We start from the raw sequence: 16,550 nt of genomic DNA on the forward strand, positions 1-16,550 counted from the left end.
GTTCCGTCGGCGAGGGCCTCGGGTCGTCAGGCGCGGTCGTCGTCGCGCCGCTGCTCCGGTGCACCGTCAGCAGCACCGCCGCGGTCGGCACCGCGCCCGCGGTCGTCGTCCGCACCGGTGACACGCTCGCCGTACTGCGGGCGCTCGTCGGGCCGTGACTGCGGCACCCGCGGGTCGACGGCCGGCGCGGGCTGCTGCGCGGTCTGCGGGGTCTCACCGTAGCGGGGTCCCTCGTTCGTGCCGTACCGCGGGCCGTCGTTCGTGCCGTACCGCGGGCCGTCGTTCGTGCCGTACCGCGGGCCACCGTCCTGGGGGCGACCGCCGTCACCGGGGCGACCGCCCTGCGGACCGGGGGCCGACGTGCCGGGCTGCTGCGTGCCTCCCGGCCGGTGCGGCGTGGCGTGTCCGCCGTACGGCGACCCCTGCTGCGGGCCCGGACGCCACGGTTCCTGGCCCTGGAAGGGCCGCGCGCTCGTGCCGGGTGCTCCCGGCTGCGGGGCGTCGTTCCAGTGCGTCGACGGGGTCGCGCCGTGCTGGCCGAGGATCTGCTGCGCCTGCCCGGTCAGCTGCGGGTCGACGACGATCTGGTAGTTCGTGGCGAGCACCTGGTGCACGCTCGTGAAGTCGCGCTGCCGCTTCGTGATGGCGAAGGAGACGATGCCGTAGAGCATGCCGAACGCGGCACCGATGATCGCGGCGGCGATGATCAGGCCCCCGGCGGTCGGCGAGAACAGCGTCAGGACGATGCCGAAGAAGATGCCCAGCCAGAGGCCGGACAGCGCCCCCGCGATGGCGGCGCGACCGTACGTCATCTTGCCGGTGACGCGCTCGACGGTCTTGAGGTCGTTGCCGACGATCGCGATCTTCGCGACGGGGAAGTCCGCCTCCGCCAGCTTCGCGACGACGCGCTGCGCGTCGGGGTAGCTGTCGTAGGTGCCGAGGACGTCCCCGCGCGGCAGCGTCGGGAAGGCCTGGGCGGTGCGTCCGGCGAACGGGCTCTGGTTGCTCACCCAGCCATCATCCACCGGACACCTTGCGATCACACGTGCGCCTCCCGGGTGTCTCCGGGGTGCTCCGCGGTGCTCCGTCGGCGCAGACTTCGCCTCCGGGCGCCTCCGGGATGCCTCAGGGTCGGCGCCGTCGGTCGGGCATGCGCCCGGACCGGCACCGACTACGCTGGACGGGTGAGCGCCTCGAAGGTCTTCGTCGCCCGCCTCGCCGGGTGCTCCGTCTTCGACCCCGCGGGCGACCGCGTCGGCCGCGTCCGGGACGTCCTGGTGGTGTACCGACGGGCCGATCCCCCACGCGTGGTCGGGCTCATCGTCGAGGTTCCCGGCAAGCGCCGCATCTTCCTGAGCATCGGACGCGTCACGTCGATCGGTGCGGGCCAGGTCATCACCACGGGCATCGTCAACATGCGCCGCTTCGAGCAGCGCGGCGGCGAGGTCCGGGTGATCGCCGAGATGCTCGGACGCAAGGTCCTGCTGACGCGCGACCGCATCCGCGCCACGATCGAGGACGTCGCGATCGAGGACCGCGGGCAGGGCGACTGGGAGGTGTCGCAGCTCTTCCTCCGCAAGCCGAAGACGACCCCGTCGCCGTTCGGCAAGGGGCCGACGACCTTCGCCACCTGGAACGAGGTCACCGAGGACGAGCTCCCCGGCGAGGCCCAGTCCGCCGAGCACGTCATCGCAGCGTACTCCGACCTGGTCCCGGCCGACCTGGCCAGCACGCTGCTCGACCTGCCCGAGGAACGCCGCTTCGAGGTGGCCGAGGAACTCCCCGACGACCGGCTGGCCGACGTGCTCGAGGAGATGCCCGACCAGGAGCGCATCGACATCCTGACCCGGCTCGAGGACGCCCGCGCCGCCGACGTCCTCGACCAGATGCAGCCGGACGACGCCGCCGACGTGCTCGCGCAGTTCCCCGACGACCGGAGCGAGGCACTGCTGCAGCTCATGGAGCCGGAGGAGGCGCAGGACGTCCGCATGCTCCTGGAGTACGAGCCGGACACCGCCGGTGGCCTCATGACCACCGAGCCGGTCATCGTCTCCGCCGACGCCACCGTGGCCGAGGGGCTCGCGCTCATCCGCCGGCACGAGCTCGCCCCGGCCCTCGGCGCGAGCGTCTGCGTGACCCTGCCGCCGTACGAGCCGCCGACCGGCCGGTTCCTCGGCCTGGTGCACTTCCAGCGCATGCTCCGCTACCCGCCGAACGAACGCCTCGGCACGCTCATCGACCAGCAGACCGAACCGGTGCGGGTCGACGCCAGCGCCGCCGAGGTCACGCGCGTCATGGCGACCTACAACCTCGTGTCCGTCCCCGTGGTCGACGACGCCCACCGCCTGGTCGGGGTGGTGACGATCGACGACGTCCTCGACCACGTCCTGCCCGACGACTGGCGAAGTCAGGGCGAGGGGGAATCCCCCTCGCGACTCCGCCAACGCCCGCGCAAGACGCCCGTGACGACGGGAAGGAGGACCACCCGTGGCCCGAACGGATGACGACCGCCAGGAGCGACTCGACTCGCCCAAGGGCATGCGCACGCGCGTGCTCCCGACCCGCCGTCGCGGCCGTGGTGACACCTTCGGTCGGGCGACCGAGGGCATCGCTCGCGCGATGGGCACGCCCTGGTTCCTCGTCGGCCTGACCCTCTTCTGCGCCGTCTGGATGGGCTACAACACCCTGGCCCCGAAGCCGTGGCAGTTCGACTCCGCGGCGATCGGCTTCACGGCGCTGACGCTCGTGCTGTCGCTGCAGGCCTCGTACGCGGCACCGCTGATCCTGCTCGCGCAGAACCGGCAGGACGACCGCGACCGCGTGCAGTTCGAGCAGGACCGCCAGCGTGCCGAGCGGAACCTGGCCGACACCGAGTACCTCGCCCGCGAGGTCGTCGCCCTCCGCCTGGCGATGCGGGACATGGCGTCGAAGGACTTCATCCGTGCCGAGCTCCGGTCCCTGCTCGAGGAGCTCGACCGCCGCGACACCGAGGACGCCGGCTTCGCCGACGAGCCGGGCACGACCACGCGTGGCTGAGGAGCGTCTCGGCGAAGCCGTCCTCGCTGCGCTCGGCCGCGTGCTCGACCCGGAGATCCGTCGCCCCGTCACGGAGCTCGACATGATCCGCGGCGTCGACGTGCAGCCGGGAGGCTCGGTGCGCGTGGACCTGCAGCTCACGATCGTCGGGTGCCCGGCCGCCGACACCATCGAACGGGACGTGCGCTCGGCCGCCGGTTCCGTGGACGGCGTGCACCACGTCGACGTCGACGTCTCCGTGATGAGCCCGGCGACGCGGGCCGCGCTCACGGAGCGGCTGCGCGGCGACCGGCCGCGCGGTGTGCAGTTCACCCCGGACACTCTTACCCGGGTCATCGCCGTGACCAGCGGCAAGGGCGGCGTCGGCAAGTCGACCGTCACCGTCAACCTGGCGGTCGCGCTCGCCGCCGCCGGACAGCGGGTCGGCGTGGTCGACGTCGACGTGCACGGCTTCAGCGTCCCCGGGCTCATGGGGCTGACGGACGCGCACGGCGTCGCACCCCGGCCGACCCGCGTGGACAGCATGATCCTGCCGCCGGTCGCGCACGAGGTGAAGGTCGTCTCGATCGGCATGTTCGTCGACGACGTCTCGACCGCGGTGTCCTGGCGCGGGCCGATGCTGCACCGGACGGTCGCGCAGTTCCTCACCGACGTGTGGTTCGGCGACCTCGACGTGCTCCTGCTCGACCTGCCGCCCGGGACCGGTGACGTGGCGATCTCGGTCGGCCAGCTGCTCCCCCACGCCGAGGTGCTCGTCGTCACGACGCCGCAGGCCGCGGCGGCCGACGTCGCCGAGCGCAGCGGGGTGGTCGCGCGGCAGACCGGGCAGCGGGTCATCGGCGTCGTCGAGAACATGGCCGGGCTCGTGCAGCCCGACGGCACCGTGCTGCACCTGTTCGGCGAGGGCGGCGGGGACGAGACCGCGGCGCGGCTGTCCCGCGGGCAGGACGTGCCCGTGCCGGTGCTCGGTCGCGTGCCGCTCTCGGTGCCGCTCCGGAAGGGCGGGGACACCGGCCTGCCGGTCGTGCTCGGCGCCCCCGAGGACCCGGCGGCCGTGGCCCTGCGCGGGGTCGCCGAGCGAATCACGACGATGGGCCGCGGGCTCGCCGGCCGGAAGCTCGGGCTGACGCTGTCCTGAGCTGCGCTCCCGGGCGGCGCTCGCGTCCCCGACGGCCGCCTCGGTACCGTGTCGGCATGGACAGCACCGACCACGTCACCGTCGACTGGGACTCCGCGCGGGACACGAACCGCGCGAACTGGGACGACCGCGTGCCCATCCACGAGGGCGCCTACGACGTCGCCGCGCTCGACGACCCCGCGTACCGGTCCGACGTCGTGCGCGACGACCTGCCAGCGCTCGCCCCGTGGCTGCCGGACGGCTCGCTCGACGGTCTCGACGTCTGCCACCTGCAGTGCCACATCGGCACCGACACCGTCTCGCTCGCGCGCGAGGGCGCACGGCTGACCGGGGTCGACTTCTCGGCGCCGGCCCTCGCCTCGGCGGCCGCCCTCGCGTCACGCCTCGGCCTCGACGTCTCGTGGGTCGAGACCGACGTGCTCGACGCCCGTGCCGCCGTCACCGGCGACTTCGACGTCGTCTACACGAGCATCGGCACGATCTGCTGGCTGCCCGACCTCGACCGGTGGGCCGCACAGGTCGCCGCGCTCCTGCGTCCGGGCGGCGTGTTCTTCATCCGCGACGGGCACCCCGCGCTGTACGCCCTCGACGAGGACGCGGCCGAGCTCGTCAGCAGGTACCGGTACTTCCCGGACGGCACGGCGCAGCAGTGGGAGGACGCGGGCACGTACGTCGGGGAGGGCACCGTCGCGAACACCCGGACGTACGAGTGGCCGCACCCGCTCTCCGAGGTCGTGAACGCCTTGCTCGGTGCCGGGCTGCGGCTCCGCCGGCTCGACGAGGGCCGGACGCTCCCCTGGCGCTTCAGCCCGCGCATGGAGGCGGACGGTCACGGCTCGTGGGTGTGGCCCGCCGGGGACCGCGACCGCGTGCCCACGACGTTCACGATCGTCGCGACGAAGGACTGACCCGACGCGACCGGACGACGGACGGGAGGCACGGTGCCAGCCGGCGCCGTGCCTCCCGTCCGTCGGCGGTCACGTGACGTTCGTCAGGTCGCCTCGGTGTCGTACGGTGCGGCCTCGCCCTCGGCGAGCGGCACCGTCGGTGCCGTGGCGCGCACCTTCGACGCGGTGACCTGCGCGGTCTGCACGGCCGCCATGCCCGCCGCGGTGCTGTCGCCCGAGTCGAGCAGGGCGTCGCGGATGATGCGCCGCGGGTCGTACTGCCGCGGGTCGAGCTTCTGCCAGTCGACGTCGTCGAACTCGGGGCCCATCTCCTCGCGCATCCGGTCCTTCGCGGTGTCCGCGAACCGGCGTACGGCCTTCACGAACTCGGCGAGCTTCTGCGCGTACATCGGCAGGCGCTGCGGCCCGAGCAGCAGCACCGCGATGATCCCGATGATCAGGATCTTGTTGAAGTCGATGGACACGGCAACGAGCGTAACCCGTGACACTGCGCCGCACCCGTAGAGTTGTCCTCCGAACGGAGTGTGCGTGTCAGAGAAAGAGTCGAACTGGAAGTTCGCCGAGGACATCGTCTCGGAGCCCGAGGTGATCGCCCGAGCGCGAGAGCACTCCCTGGAACTCGGGGTCGAGGCGATCTCCCCCGCGATCGGCGCCCAGGTGGCCGTGGTCGCCGCGGCGTCCCGCGCGACCAGCATGATCGAGATCGGCACCGGGCTCGGCGTCTCCGGGCTGTACCTGCTGCGCGGCGCCCCGGACGCGACCCTGACGACGATCGACGTCGAGGTCGACCACCAGCAGTACGCGCGTGACGCCTACCTCGCGGCCGGCACCGCGCCTGCACGGGTGCGGCTGATCCCCGGTCGTGCGAACCACGTGCTCCCCCGGATGAACGAGGCCTCCTACGACGTCGTCCTCGTCGACGCCGACCCGGAGCACGTCATCGAGTACGTCGAGCACGGCCTCCGGCTCGCACGGGTCGGCGGGACGGTGCTCGTCCCGCACGCGCTCTGGCGCGGCCGCGTCGCCGACCCGGTGCGGCGGGACCGCGCGACGACGGACTTCCGCCTGCTGCTGACCGAGGTGTCGACCTCGGGCGCGGTGCGCAGCGCCCTCTCGCCCGCGGGCGACGGGCTGCTGCAGATGACGAAGGTCTCCGCGTAGCGGAACCCGGTCTGGAGGCACGGGTCACCCCAGGTGGCGCAGGTACCGTTCCGGCGCGGCCAGGAAGGCCCGCTGGTCGCGGACCAGGTCGAGGTCGCCCCACGCGGTGCGGCGCAGCCCCCACTCCCCCACCTCGTGCACCGCGGCACCGGGGAACGCGGCGAGGACCGGGGAGTGCGTCGAGAGCAGGACCTGGCCGATCCCGGTGTCGACGACGGACTGCAGCAGGCCGATGAGGGCGAGGCACCCGGAGAACGACAGCGCCGACTCGGGCTCGTCGAGGATCCACAGACCGGGCCACCGCGACCGGTCGATCACGAAGTCGAGGAACGACTCGCCGTGGCTGCGCTCGTGGAAGCGCGGTTCGTCGGGCCGGCCGCCGTGCCCCTCGAGGTACGTGAAGAAGCCGTGCATGGTCTCGGCGCGCAGGAAGAACCCGCTCTTCGGGGCACCGGGCTCACGCACGAGCAGGAGGTGCTCCCACAGCTGCGACTCGGTCGGCCGGGTCGAGTGGCCGGACATCGTGGAGCCGCCCTCGGGCGACATGCCGTACGCGAGGGCGACCGCCTCGACCAGGGTGGACTTGCCGACCCCGTTGTCGCCGACGAAGACCGTCACCGGGTCGAGGTCGAGCCCCTCGTCGAGGACCTGCCGCACCGGCGCGAGCGTGCCGGGCCAGGAGTGACGCGACAGCGGGTCGGGCGCGTACTCCTCGATGCGGCGGATCGGCAGGCGGGTGCGGGGCACGCGACCCATCCTGTCCGACGGCACCGACAGACGCAGGGGGCCGTGAACGACAGGAGGCCCGGAGCGTGGGTGCTCCGGGCCTCCTGTCGTGGTGCTTCGACGGACTAGGCCGAGACGACCTCGGCGAGTGCGTCGTGGAGTTCCTTGGCCTCGGCGTCGTTGACCGAGACCACCAGGCGGCCTCCACCTTCGAGCGGAACCCGCACGATGATGAGTCGACCCTCCTTGACAGCCTCCATCGGCCCGTCGCCGGTCCTCGGCTTCATTGCTGCCACCAGATGTCCCCTTTCGTGCAGTACATGCCTGCCCATTATCCCGTATCAGCGGGGCAACTGCGAAACCGCCCAGGTTGGGGGCCGCGGATCGCTGCGTTCTCGCGGGTCGGAGTGGTCACCTTGGCGTGTGCCGAACACTTCCTCCACGTCCCGGACGCCGGACCGGGCCACCGCTGACGCCGTCCCGACGGGCATGCGCATCGCCGGCGCGTTCTCGTGGCGGTTCCTCGTCGTGGTCGCCGCCCTCGCCGTCGTCGTCGCCCTGGTCGTCCTGCTGCAGGAGATCGTCGTGCCGTTCCTCGTCGGCCTGCTCGTCTGCGCGCTGCTCGCACCGATGTCGGCGTTCCTGCAGCGGCACGGGTGGCCCAAGTGGCTCGCGGTGCTCTCGTGCTTCGTCGCCGTCCTCGTCGTCATCGGTGTCCTCGCCCTGGTCGTCACCGCCCAGATCCGCTACGACCTGCCGACGCTCGAGCACCGCCTCCGGAGCAACGTGCAGACGTTCCAGACGCTGCTCGCCACGGAGCCGTTCGGCATCACGTCCGCCCAGGTGACGAAGTACCTCTCCGAGGCGACGACGTTCCTGCAGGCCCACGTCTCGTCGATCCTCTCGGGAGCGGCCGAGGCCGGCAGCGGGCTGGTCCACGCCCTCGAGGGCCTGTTCATCGTGGTCTTCACGACGATCTTCGTGCTGGTCGACGGGCGCCGGATCTGGTCCTGGGTCGTCCGGATCTTCCCGCGCCGCTCCCGCGGTCGCATCGACGCGGCCGGGCAGGCCGGGTGGAAGACCCTGACGAGCTTCATCCGCGTGCAGCTCATCGTCGCGGTGACGGACGCGCTCGGCATCGTCATCGGCGCCCTCGCCCTCGGGCTGCCGCTCGCCGTGCCGATCGGTGTGATCGTGTTCTTCGGCGCGTTCGTGCCGGTGGTCGGCGCGATCGTGGCGGGGATCGTCGCCGTGGTCATCGCCCTCGTCTTCAACGGCCTGGTGCCGGCGCTGATCATGCTCGCCGTGGTCGTCGCCGTGCAGCAGCTCGAGAGCCACGTCCTGCACCCGTTCCTCACCGGGTCGGCCGTCCGGGTGCACCCGCTCGGCGTCGTGCTCGGCGTCACCGCGGGCACGACGATCGCCGGGGTGGTCGGGGCGTTCTTCGCGGTGCCGTTCATCGCCACGGTGAACGCGATGGTGCACGCCGCCGCCGAGTGGCGCCCCGGGGAACAGGACGACGCGACCCCCGCCGCGCGTCGGTCAGACGACCGCGAGGCCGATCACGGCGGGGTCCAGTCGTAGCCGTCGACCCACCAGCAGGTGTACAGCCACACCCACTGCAGGCCGAGGCAGACGACGACGAGGAGGACGCGGTACACGCGGGAGCGCGGCAACGCGACGATGCCGAGCAGCGGGGCGATCGGCAGCAGGATCCGCCACGTGCTCGACTGCGGGAAGAACACCGCGAGCAGGTAGACGACGTAGGCGATGCCCCACAACCGGAGCTCCAGGCCGATGCGGCGGGCGGCGGGGTGGAGGACGAACACGGCGAACCCGACGACGGCCACCGCGAGCAGGACCCCGCCCGCCGGCTGCCGGAACCACCAGCCGAAGCCCTGGATCCACGGGGTGAAGGGCACGAGCTCCTGCCAGCCGATGTACGACGACCGCCAGGCGAGCTCGGTGTCCGTGTAGGCCTTCGGCACCCCGGTGACGGCCCAGGCGATCGCGGGCCACGCCAGGCCGACCAGCCCCGAGACGACCCCGACCACGAGGGGCGGGACGGCGCGACGAACCGTGAGCCGTCCGGTCTCCCGGACCCATGCCGGACGGACCGCCCACGCGCCGAGGACGAGCACCACCAGGAGCGCGAACGCGAGCCCGGTCGGCCGGGTCATCCCGAGCAGGAGCACGACGGGCAGCATCGTCCACCAGCGTCGGTCGACCATCAAGAGCAGGGCGACGAGCAGCAGGAAGAGCCCCATCGCCTCGGCGTACGCGACCTGGAACACGGCGGACACCGGCGCGACGCAGAACAGCACGGTCGCGAACGTCGCCCGACCGTCGTCGAGGAAGCGGCCCATCAGGCGCCGGAAGACCAGGGCCGCGCCCCACCCGGCCGCGAACGAGACCGCGACCGCCACCGCTTCGAACGAGGCCCCCGTGAGCACCATGAGCCCGCGCACCAGGAACGGGTACGCCGGCATGAACGCCCAGGCGTTCTCGGTGATGTGCCCGGCGGTGTCGACCGGCAGCGTCGAGGGGTAGCCGGACGAGGCGATCACCCGGTACCAGGCACCGTCCCAGATGGACGCGAACGACAGGTACGACGGGTGCTGGACGGTGAAGGAGTTGGCGGTCTGCACGCTCGCGAACGCCACGAGCATCGCGCCCGTCACGAGCCGCGCCACCAGGTAGACCACGCTGACCCGGACCCACCACGGGACGAGCCGGTAGCGGGCCCGCCACCGCGTGGTGCTGCTCCGCCCCGCGACGACCGGCGCGGGGCCGGTGGTCACGCCGTCAGCCACCGACGCAGGCCGTCCTCGACCGCGGTGATCTGGTCGACGGGGACCTGCTCGTCGTCGTGGTGGGCGAAGACCGGTTCGCCGGGGCCGTAGTTGACCGCGGGGACCCCGAGCGCTGAGAACCGCGCGACGTCGGTCCAGCCGTACTTCGGGCGGGGTGCGGGACCCCCGACGGCGGCGACGAACTGCTGCGCGAGCGGGGCGTCGAGGCCGGGACGGGCACCGGCGGCGAGGTCGACGATCTGCACGTCGTACCCGTCGAAGAGCTCGCGGATGTGGGCGACGGCCTCGTCGGCGCTGCGCGACGGGGCGAAGCGGTAGTTGACGTGCACCATCGCTTCGTCCGGGATGACGTTGCCGGCGATCCCACCGGTGATGCCGACGGCGTTCAGGCCCTCGCGGTACTCGAGTCCGTCCACCGTGACCGTCCGCGGTTCGTACGCGGCGAGGGTGGCGAGGATCGGGGCGGTCTTGTGGATGGCGTTGTCGCCGATCCAGCTGCGGGCGCTGTGGGAGCGCTTGCCGGAGGTGCGGACCTCGGCGCGGAGGTTGCCGTTGCAGCCGCCCTCGATCTGCGCGCCGGAGGGTTCGCCGAGGATCGCGAAGTCGCCGGCGAGGAGCTCCGGACGGGTCCGGGCCAGGCGGCCGAGACCGTTCAGGGCGTCGCTGACCTCCTCGTGGTCGTAGAAGACCCACGTGACGTCGACGTTCGGCTCGGTCAGGTCGTGCGCGAGCTTGAGCTGCACCGCGCAGCCGGCCTTCATGTCGACCGTGCCGCGGCCCCAGAGGATCTCGGTGCCGTCCTCGGCGGTGCGGAACTCCGTCGGCAGATTGTGGTTCAGGGGCACCGTGTCGATGTGCCCGGCGATGACGACGCGTCGTTCCCGCCCGAGCTGCGTCCGCGCGACGATCGCGTCGCCGTCGCGGACCACGTCGAGGTGGGGCAGCGACGCGAGCGACGCCTCGATCGCGTCGGCCAGACGCCCTTCGTTCCCGGACACCGACTCGATGTCGCAGATGGCACGGGTGATGTCGATGGACGAGGCGGTGAGGTCGAGCAGCTCCGGCATGCGGGCAGCCTACCGGCCGGGCCTCGCGCGCTCCGTGAGGGACCGCACACCTGTGGACGACGACCGTTCACGTCCCCGGGCCGTCCGCCCGGACGGTCCGCCGCCCGGGCCGCTCGCTAGCCTGGTCCCGTGACCGAGACGACCCCCACCGCCCGACCGTCCCACGCCTGGGGCCACGGCCTCGCGACGATCGCCGCCGACGGCACCACCCTCGACACCTGGTACCCCGAGACGCACCTCGGCGAGCGTCCCGCCGACGCGGCCTTCCCCGAGGAGCTCCGCGCCCACGTCGGCGACGACCCCCGGCGCGAGGTCCGGATCGAGGCGGTCACCACCGAGATCGCGATCGACGCGGCACCGACCAGCACGCCGGACGCCTACCTGCGGCTGCACCTGCTGAGCCACCTGCGCGTGCGGCCGAACGAGGTCTCGCTCGACGGTGTCTTCGCGCACCTGCCCATCGTCGCGTGGACGAACGCCGGACCGGTCCACGCCGAGGCCCTGATGCGGCTGCGCCCGTCGCTCCAGCGCGCCGGCATCGCGGTGCACGCGGTGGACAAGTTCCCGCGGCTGCTCGACTACGTCGTGCCGGACCGTGTCCGCATCGGCGACGCGAACCGCGTCCGGCTCGGAGCGCACCTCGCTCCCGGCACCACGGTGATGCACGAGGGCTTCGTCAACTTCAACGCCGGGACCCTCGGCGACGCGATGATCGAGGGCCGGGTGTCCCAGGGCGTGGTCGTCGGCGTCGGCACGGACATCGGCGGCGGCGCGTCGATCATGGGCACGCTCTCCGGTGGCGGGACGCACCGGGTGTCCCTCGGCGAACGGGCGCTGCTCGGGGCGAACGCCGGGCTCGGGATCTCGCTCGGCGACGACTCCGTGGTCGAGGCCGGGCTCTACGTCACCGCGGGCACGAAGGTCGTGCTCGTCGGCACGGCCCCCTCCCCCGACGGCACGCCGCGCACCGTCAAGGCGGCCGAGCTGTCCGGGGTGCCGAACGTGCTGTTCCGGCGGAACTCGCTCACCGGGGCGGTCGAGGCGTCGCAGCGGCAGGGCCAGGGCATCCAGCTCAACAACGACCTGCACGCCTAGTCACCGGGACACGACCCCGCGGGACACCGCCGCGCCCGCTCGCCGGACCAGCACGCGGGAACGACGTCTCCGGAAGCGGACACGGCTCGGCGGCGACGGCTCCGTACGCTCGCGGCGTCCCTGTCCCGACCGAGGAGTCCTGATGACCTCGTCCCCCTCCCGTGCCCGCGGCGCCCGCGTCGTCCTGAGCGGCCTCGTGCTCGCCTCCACCGTGTTCGGTACGGTGCTCGTCCCCGCCACCGCGAACGCCGCCACCGATCCCGCACCGACCACCCCAGCTGCGGCCGCCGCACCGGCGTCCGACGTCGACGCCGTCGGCATCCCCGCTCCGATCGTACGGACGAGCTCCTCGGACCTCGCGGTCGCGCCGCTCGGCTTCGCGGAGGACGCCCAGTGGGAGGACGGCACGCGCTACGCCCGCAGCGACCTCCGCCAGGCCGGCCGGTGGATCCGCAAGGGCCAGCAGATCGCCGTGACGGTGCCGGAGGGCATGGGCTCGGTCTTCGTCGGGATCGGCCAGTACGGGCACCACATCGGCATCAACAAGTGCGAGGACGTCGGTGTCGTGCACTTCGCGGCACGCGGCGGCGAGACCACCGCGATCACGGCACCCCACGACGGACTCGTCTCGGTGTTCGAGACGAGCGACACCCGCAAGGGCACCGTGCACATCGCCGGTGGCTACCCGGTGCCGACGTTCGTGGAGGGGCAGACCGACCGGGCGAAGTTCGACCGCCACCTGCGCGAGTGGACGCAGAGCCCGTTCTTCCTGCTCATCGGCGAGCGGGTCCAGGCGGACGTGCTCCGGCACGCGGGCGAGCCGAAGGACGACCAGAACGAGGAGCTCATCCACGGCGACGACCTCGACGCGCGCCTCGCCGCGTGGGACGACGTCGTGCGGACCAACGCGGACTTCTGGGGCGCGCGCGGCGAGCACCGCGTGCACATCGCGACGCCGACCTACGACGTCGCCGGCAGCTCCGAGTACGCCGACGCCCACAACGGCTTCGTGTCCTTCCCGACCGACCACGCCGACCCCCACGGCCTCCTGAGCGGCGACCGCAGCCAGGCGGGCGAGGGCCACTTGCGGCACGCGATCGGGCAGGTCTTCCAGCAGCGCTCGACGCGCTGGAAGAACGGCTTCGGGCAGGCGGACGACCACACCTCGGCCGACCTCGCGAGCCTCGTCATCGAGGAGCGCGTCAACGGGCGGAACTGGCTCGACGGCTGGACGGACAAGGTCCGCGCCTTCCGTGCGAAGCCGATCGAGCAGCGTGACTTCTGGTCGAACGACCTGAACGCGACGACGCGCAGCCTGATGTTCGACCAGCTGCGGCGTGCGTACGGGAACGGCTTCGTCGCCCGGACGACCGCCCGCGCGAACGAGGACGGCGACCGGTCGTACAGCCGCGCGTTCATCCGCGCCGCCGCCCAGGTGACGGAGCAGGACCTCACCCGCTTCTTCGCGGAGTGGGGCATCGCGGTCGATGACGACGTGCGCGCCGAGATGGCCACGTACCCCGAGCCGACGACGCCCATCTGGGACGACTTCGACGCCCTGCACTGATCCCGGTGCCGGACGGGAGGCGCGTGACGGCCCAGCCACGCGCCTCCCGTCCGTCGCGTCCCTGGTCCGACGCCGGCGCGCTCTGCGCGCTCGGGAGGACCGGCCGTACCCGGCGGAACCGGGCGTACCTGGTCCGCCGAGACGACCAGGTACGCCCGATTCCGCCTGCGATGGCACGCGTGATGGGAAGGAACGGGCGGGGCTGCGGACGGGAGGCGCGGTGCCGGCCCGCACCGTGCCTCCCGTCCGCCGCCGCGCGCGTCGCAAGCGCGTCACCGGGCGGGCAGGACACGCCGTGTGCGCGTCGTCGAGTGGGCAGGGTCCGTCGCCGCCGCGTCCCGAAGGTGACAGAAAAGGCCCGCTCGCGGAACGCGAGCGGGCCTTCTCAGTACCGGCGACGGCACGGCGCCGTCTGCCTCAGCGGGCCGGCAGGTCCCGTTCCGGGTGCCCGACGTACAGCTGCTGCGGGCGGCCGATCTTGTTCAGCGGGTCGTTGTTGAGCTCGCGCCACTGGGCGATCCACCCCGGCAGCCGCCCGATCGCGAAGAGCACCGTGAACATCCGCGGCGGGAAGCCCATCGCCCGGTAGATGATGCCCGTGTAGAAGTCGACGTTCGGGTAGAGCTTCCGGCTGACGAAGTACTCGTCCTCGAGCGCGATCTGCTCGAGCTCCATCGCGATGTCGAGCAGGTCGTCCTGCACGCCCAGCGACTGCAGCACCTCGTGCGCGGACTCCTTCACGAGCTTCGCCCGCGGGTCGTAGTTCTTGTACACGCGGTGCCCGAAGCCCATGAGCTTCACCCCACGCTCCTTGTTCTTCACCCGCTCGACGAAGCGCGACACCGGCTCGCCCGAGTCCTTGATCTGCTGGAGCATCTCGAGGACGGCCTCGTTCGCACCGCCGTGCAGCGGCCCGTACAGCGCGTTGATGCCGGCGGAGATCGACGCGAACATGTTCGCCTTCGTCGATCCGACCAGGCGCACGGTCGAGGTCGAGGCGTTCTGCTCGTGGTCCTCGTGCAGGATCAGGAGCCGCTCGAGCGCCTTGGACAGCACCGGGTTCGGCTCGTACGGCTCGGCCATGGTGCCGAAGTTCAGCCGGAGGAAGTTGTCGACGAACGACAGCTTGTTGTCCGGGTACAGGAACGCCTGACCGATCGCCTTCTTGTGCGCGTACGCCGCGATGACCGGGAGCTTCGCGAGGAGCCGGACGGTCTGCAGTTCGACCTTCTCCGGGTCGTCGACGTCCATGTCGTCCTCGTAGTAGGTCGACAGGGCGCTCACGGCGCTCGACAGGACGGACATCGGGTGCGCCGAGTGCGGCAGGGCGTCGAACAGGCGCCGGAGGTCCTCGTGCAGCAGGGTGTGCCGGCGGATGCGGGCGTCGAAGCCCGCGAGCTCCTCGTCCGTGGGGAGCTCGCCGTAGATGAGGAGCCAGGCGACCTCGAGGTAGGTGCAGCCGGACGCGACCTGGTCGATCGGGTACCCGCGGTAGCGCAGGATGCCCTGGTCGCCGTCGATGTACGTGATGGCGCTCTTCGTCGCACCGGTGTTCACGAAGCCGTAGTCGAGCGTGTTCAGCCCGGTCTGCTTCTTGAGCGACGAGATGTCGATGGCGGACGCGCCGTCGACGCTCGGCAGGATCGGGAACTCCGCCGTGCCACCCGGGAACGTCAGCGTCGCGGTCTCCGTCGACTCGGCGGCGGCAGGGCTCACGGGAACGGGCGTGGTGGGCGGTGTGGCCGTCTTCTGAGCATCGTTGGCAGTGTCAGTCACGGGGACAGCCTAACTGCGAGGACTGTCGGTCGTGCACCACCCGGAGGCGAAGGTTTGGTGGACTCCACGGATTGTGCGGAGCACGCGAGTCGTGCGTTGCGGTGTCGGTCGGGAGGCGCGGTGCGCCTCCGTCAGGACGCCGCCAGTCGGCGGGCGCTCGCCAGACGCTGCGCGGCCGCCGCGATCCGGTCGTCGGTCGCCGTGAGCGCCACCCGCACGTGCTCCGCACCCGCGGGACCGTAGAAGGTGCCCGGCGCGACGAGGATGCCGCGGTCGGCCAGCCAGCCGACGGTGTCGAGTGCCGGCTCACCCCGGGTCGCCCAGAGGTAGAGCCCGGCCGTGCTGTGGTCGATCCGGAAGCCGGCGCCCTCGAGTGCCCGTCGGAGCATGTTCCGCCGGGCCCGGTAGCGGGCCTTCTGCTGCTGCACGTGGGTGTCGTCGGCGAGCGCGACGATCATCGCGTCCTGCACGGGCAGCGGCGGCATCATGCCGGTGTGCTTGCGCACCGCGAGCACGTCGGCCAGGACCGCGGCGTCACCCGCCACGAACGCGGCGCGGTAGCCCGCGAGGTTCGACTGCTTCGACAGCGAGTAGACGCTGAGGACGCCGTCGGTGCTGTCGCCCACGACCCGGGGGTCGAGGATCGACGGCGTCGGTGCGGCGTCGTACGGCGGCTCCCACCCGAGCTCGGCGTAGCACTCGTCGCCCACGATCACGGCGCCGAGCGCACGGGCACGTTCCACCGCGGCACGGAGTTGCTCGACCGTGAGCACCCGGCCGTCGGGGTTGCCCGGCGAGTTGAGCCACACGAGCTTCGTCGTGTCCGGCCAGGTGGCGGGGTCGTCCGACGCCAGCGCCTCGGCACGCACCAGGGCGGCGCCGAGCTCGTAGGTCGGGTACGCGGCCTCGGGGAACACCACGGTGTCGCCGGGTCCGATGCCGAGCCACAGCGCCAGCCCGGCGATGAACTCCTTCGAGCCGATCGTCGGCAGCACCTGGTCCGGCGTCAGCGTCACGCCCTGTCGGCGGGCGTACCACGCGACGATCGCCTCGCGCAGGGCCGGTGTGCCGGCGACCTGCGGGTAGGCGTGCGCGTCGGTCGCCTGCGCCAGCGCCGTCCGGACGACCTCGGGGGTCGGGTCGACGGGCGAGCCGACGCTGAGGTCGACGATGCCGCCCTCGTACGCCGCGGCGCGCTGCTTGAAGGGGACGAGCTGGTCCCAGGGGAAGTCGGGGAGGTCGAGCGCCACGATCCGGTCCGGC

General features: G+C 72.3%; 16 protein-coding genes. 8 read left to right on the top strand and 8 right to left on the bottom strand.

Annotated features, from left to right (window positions below):
- Positions 1 to 26: 26 nt before the first annotated feature.
- A complete protein-coding gene (locus tag Cus16_RS05490) occupies positions 27 to 1,010 on the bottom strand; it encodes a general stress protein (RefSeq protein WP_069711625.1) in 984 nt (327 codons plus the stop codon).
- Positions 1,011 to 1,184: 174 nt separating this feature from the next.
- On the opposite strand from Cus16_RS05490, the gene Cus16_RS05495 reads away from it, so the two are divergent.
- Genes Cus16_RS05495 through Cus16_RS05510 form a run of 4 tightly spaced genes read left to right on the top strand, consistent with a single transcriptional unit; the run spans position 1,185 to position 5,082 of the window.
- On the top strand, positions 1,185 to 2,504 hold the full coding sequence (locus Cus16_RS05495; protein ID WP_069711626.1) for a magnesium transporter MgtE N-terminal domain-containing protein: 1,320 nt from the start codon (positions 1,185 to 1,187) through the stop codon (positions 2,502 to 2,504).
- A 34-nt stretch (positions 2,505 to 2,538) separates the two neighbouring features.
- A complete protein-coding gene (locus Cus16_RS05500; protein ID WP_069711788.1) occupies positions 2,539 to 3,036 on the top strand; it encodes a DUF1003 domain-containing protein in 498 nt (165 codons plus the stop codon).
- Complete coding sequence (locus tag Cus16_RS05505; RefSeq protein WP_069711627.1) at positions 3,029 to 4,174, top strand: P-loop NTPase; 1,146 nt, start codon at positions 3,029 to 3,031, stop codon at positions 4,172 to 4,174. Before Cus16_RS05500 ends, Cus16_RS05505 begins: the two co-directional genes overlap by 8 nt.
- A 56-nt stretch (positions 4,175 to 4,230) precedes the next feature.
- Positions 4,231 to 5,082 carry a class I SAM-dependent methyltransferase gene (locus Cus16_RS05510; RefSeq protein ID WP_069711628.1) on the top strand — a complete coding sequence of 284 codons (852 nt, stop codon included), beginning with the start codon at positions 4,231 to 4,233 and terminating at the stop codon, positions 5,080 to 5,082.
- An 83-nt stretch (positions 5,083 to 5,165) separates the two neighbouring features.
- Here the strand turns inward: Cus16_RS05510 and Cus16_RS05515 are convergent, their stop codons facing one another.
- A complete protein-coding gene (locus Cus16_RS05515) occupies positions 5,166 to 5,546 on the bottom strand; it encodes a twin-arginine translocase TatA/TatE family subunit (protein WP_069711629.1) in 381 nt (126 codons plus the stop codon).
- A gap of 64 nt (positions 5,547 to 5,610) precedes the next feature.
- On the opposite strand from Cus16_RS05515, the gene Cus16_RS05520 reads away from it, so the two are divergent.
- Positions 5,611 to 6,243 (top strand): O-methyltransferase, encoded by a 633-nt coding sequence (locus Cus16_RS05520; RefSeq protein WP_069711630.1) that lies wholly within the window; start codon positions 5,611 to 5,613, stop codon positions 6,241 to 6,243.
- A 24-nt stretch (positions 6,244 to 6,267) separates the two neighbouring features.
- On the opposite strand, the gene Cus16_RS05525 is transcribed toward Cus16_RS05520, so the two are convergent.
- Positions 6,268 to 6,990, bottom strand: coding sequence for an AAA family ATPase (locus tag Cus16_RS05525; RefSeq protein ID WP_083263762.1), 723 nt, complete (start codon positions 6,988 to 6,990; stop codon positions 6,268 to 6,270).
- Between the two features lie 104 nt (positions 6,991 to 7,094).
- Positions 7,095 to 7,265, bottom strand: a complete 171-nt coding sequence (locus tag Cus16_RS05530; protein WP_017887054.1) for a DUF3117 domain-containing protein — start codon at positions 7,263 to 7,265, stop codon at positions 7,095 to 7,097.
- Between the two features lie 127 nt (positions 7,266 to 7,392).
- Between Cus16_RS05530 and Cus16_RS05535 the strand changes: the two genes are divergently transcribed.
- Positions 7,393 to 8,553 carry an AI-2E family transporter gene (locus Cus16_RS05535; RefSeq protein ID WP_189319538.1) on the top strand — a complete coding sequence of 387 codons (1,161 nt, stop codon included), beginning with the start codon at positions 7,393 to 7,395 and terminating at the stop codon, positions 8,551 to 8,553.
- Here Cus16_RS05535 and Cus16_RS05540 read toward each other — a convergent pair.
- Positions 8,532 to 9,770, bottom strand: coding sequence for a hypothetical protein (locus tag Cus16_RS05540; RefSeq protein WP_069711789.1), 1,239 nt, complete (start codon positions 9,768 to 9,770; stop codon positions 8,532 to 8,534). The two genes, Cus16_RS05535 and Cus16_RS05540, sit on opposite strands and share 22 nt — an antisense overlap.
- A complete protein-coding gene (gene dapE / locus Cus16_RS05545; protein ID WP_069711633.1) occupies positions 9,767 to 10,849 on the bottom strand; it encodes a succinyl-diaminopimelate desuccinylase in 1,083 nt (360 codons plus the stop codon). The genes Cus16_RS05540 and dapE overlap by 4 nt, the downstream gene beginning before the upstream one ends.
- Before the next feature lie 129 nt (positions 10,850 to 10,978).
- Between dapE and dapD the strand changes: the two genes are divergently transcribed.
- Positions 10,979 to 11,944, top strand: a complete 966-nt coding sequence (gene dapD, locus Cus16_RS05550) for a 2,3,4,5-tetrahydropyridine-2,6-dicarboxylate N-succinyltransferase (protein ID WP_069711634.1) — start codon at positions 10,979 to 10,981, stop codon at positions 11,942 to 11,944.
- A gap of 142 nt (positions 11,945 to 12,086) precedes the next feature.
- Positions 12,087 to 13,511: a M60 family metallopeptidase gene (locus Cus16_RS05555; protein ID WP_069711635.1), complete on the top strand. Its 1,425-nt coding sequence runs from the start codon at positions 12,087 to 12,089 to the stop codon at positions 13,509 to 13,511.
- Between the two features lie 417 nt (positions 13,512 to 13,928).
- On the opposite strand, the gene Cus16_RS05560 is transcribed toward Cus16_RS05555, so the two are convergent.
- Together Cus16_RS05560 and dapC are read right to left on the bottom strand one after the other, a co-directional pair.
- Positions 13,929 to 15,227 carry a citrate synthase gene (locus tag Cus16_RS05560; protein WP_083263736.1) on the bottom strand — a complete coding sequence of 433 codons (1,299 nt, stop codon included), beginning with the start codon at positions 15,225 to 15,227 and terminating at the stop codon, positions 13,929 to 13,931.
- A gap of 191 nt (positions 15,228 to 15,418) precedes the next feature.
- On the bottom strand, positions 15,419 to 16,540 hold the full coding sequence (dapC, locus tag Cus16_RS05565; protein WP_141718845.1) for a succinyldiaminopimelate transaminase: 1,122 nt from the start codon (positions 16,538 to 16,540) through the stop codon (positions 15,419 to 15,421).
- Positions 16,541 to 16,550: the final 10 nt, after the last annotated feature.

The sequence above is a fragment of the Curtobacterium sp. ER1/6 genome, from assembly GCF_001742745.1.
Lineage (GTDB): Bacteria > Actinomycetota > Actinomycetes > Actinomycetales > Microbacteriaceae > Curtobacterium > Curtobacterium citri.

What these genes read in the sequence shown, in the direction of transcription:
- dapE (WP_069711633.1), bottom strand. Translation starts at nt 10,849, where the DNA reads ATGCCGGAGCTGCTCGACCTCACCGCCTCGTCCATCGACATCACCCGT.
- Cus16_RS05510 (WP_069711628.1), top strand. Translation starts at nt 4,231, where the DNA reads ATGGACAGCACCGACCACGTCACCGTCGACTGGGACTCCGCGCGGGAC.
- Cus16_RS05555 (WP_069711635.1), top strand. Translation starts at nt 12,087, where the DNA reads ATGACCTCGTCCCCCTCCCGTGCCCGCGGCGCCCGCGTCGTCCTGAGC.
- Cus16_RS05500 (WP_069711788.1), top strand. Translation starts at nt 2,539, where the DNA reads ATGCGCACGCGCGTGCTCCCGACCCGCCGTCGCGGCCGTGGTGACACC.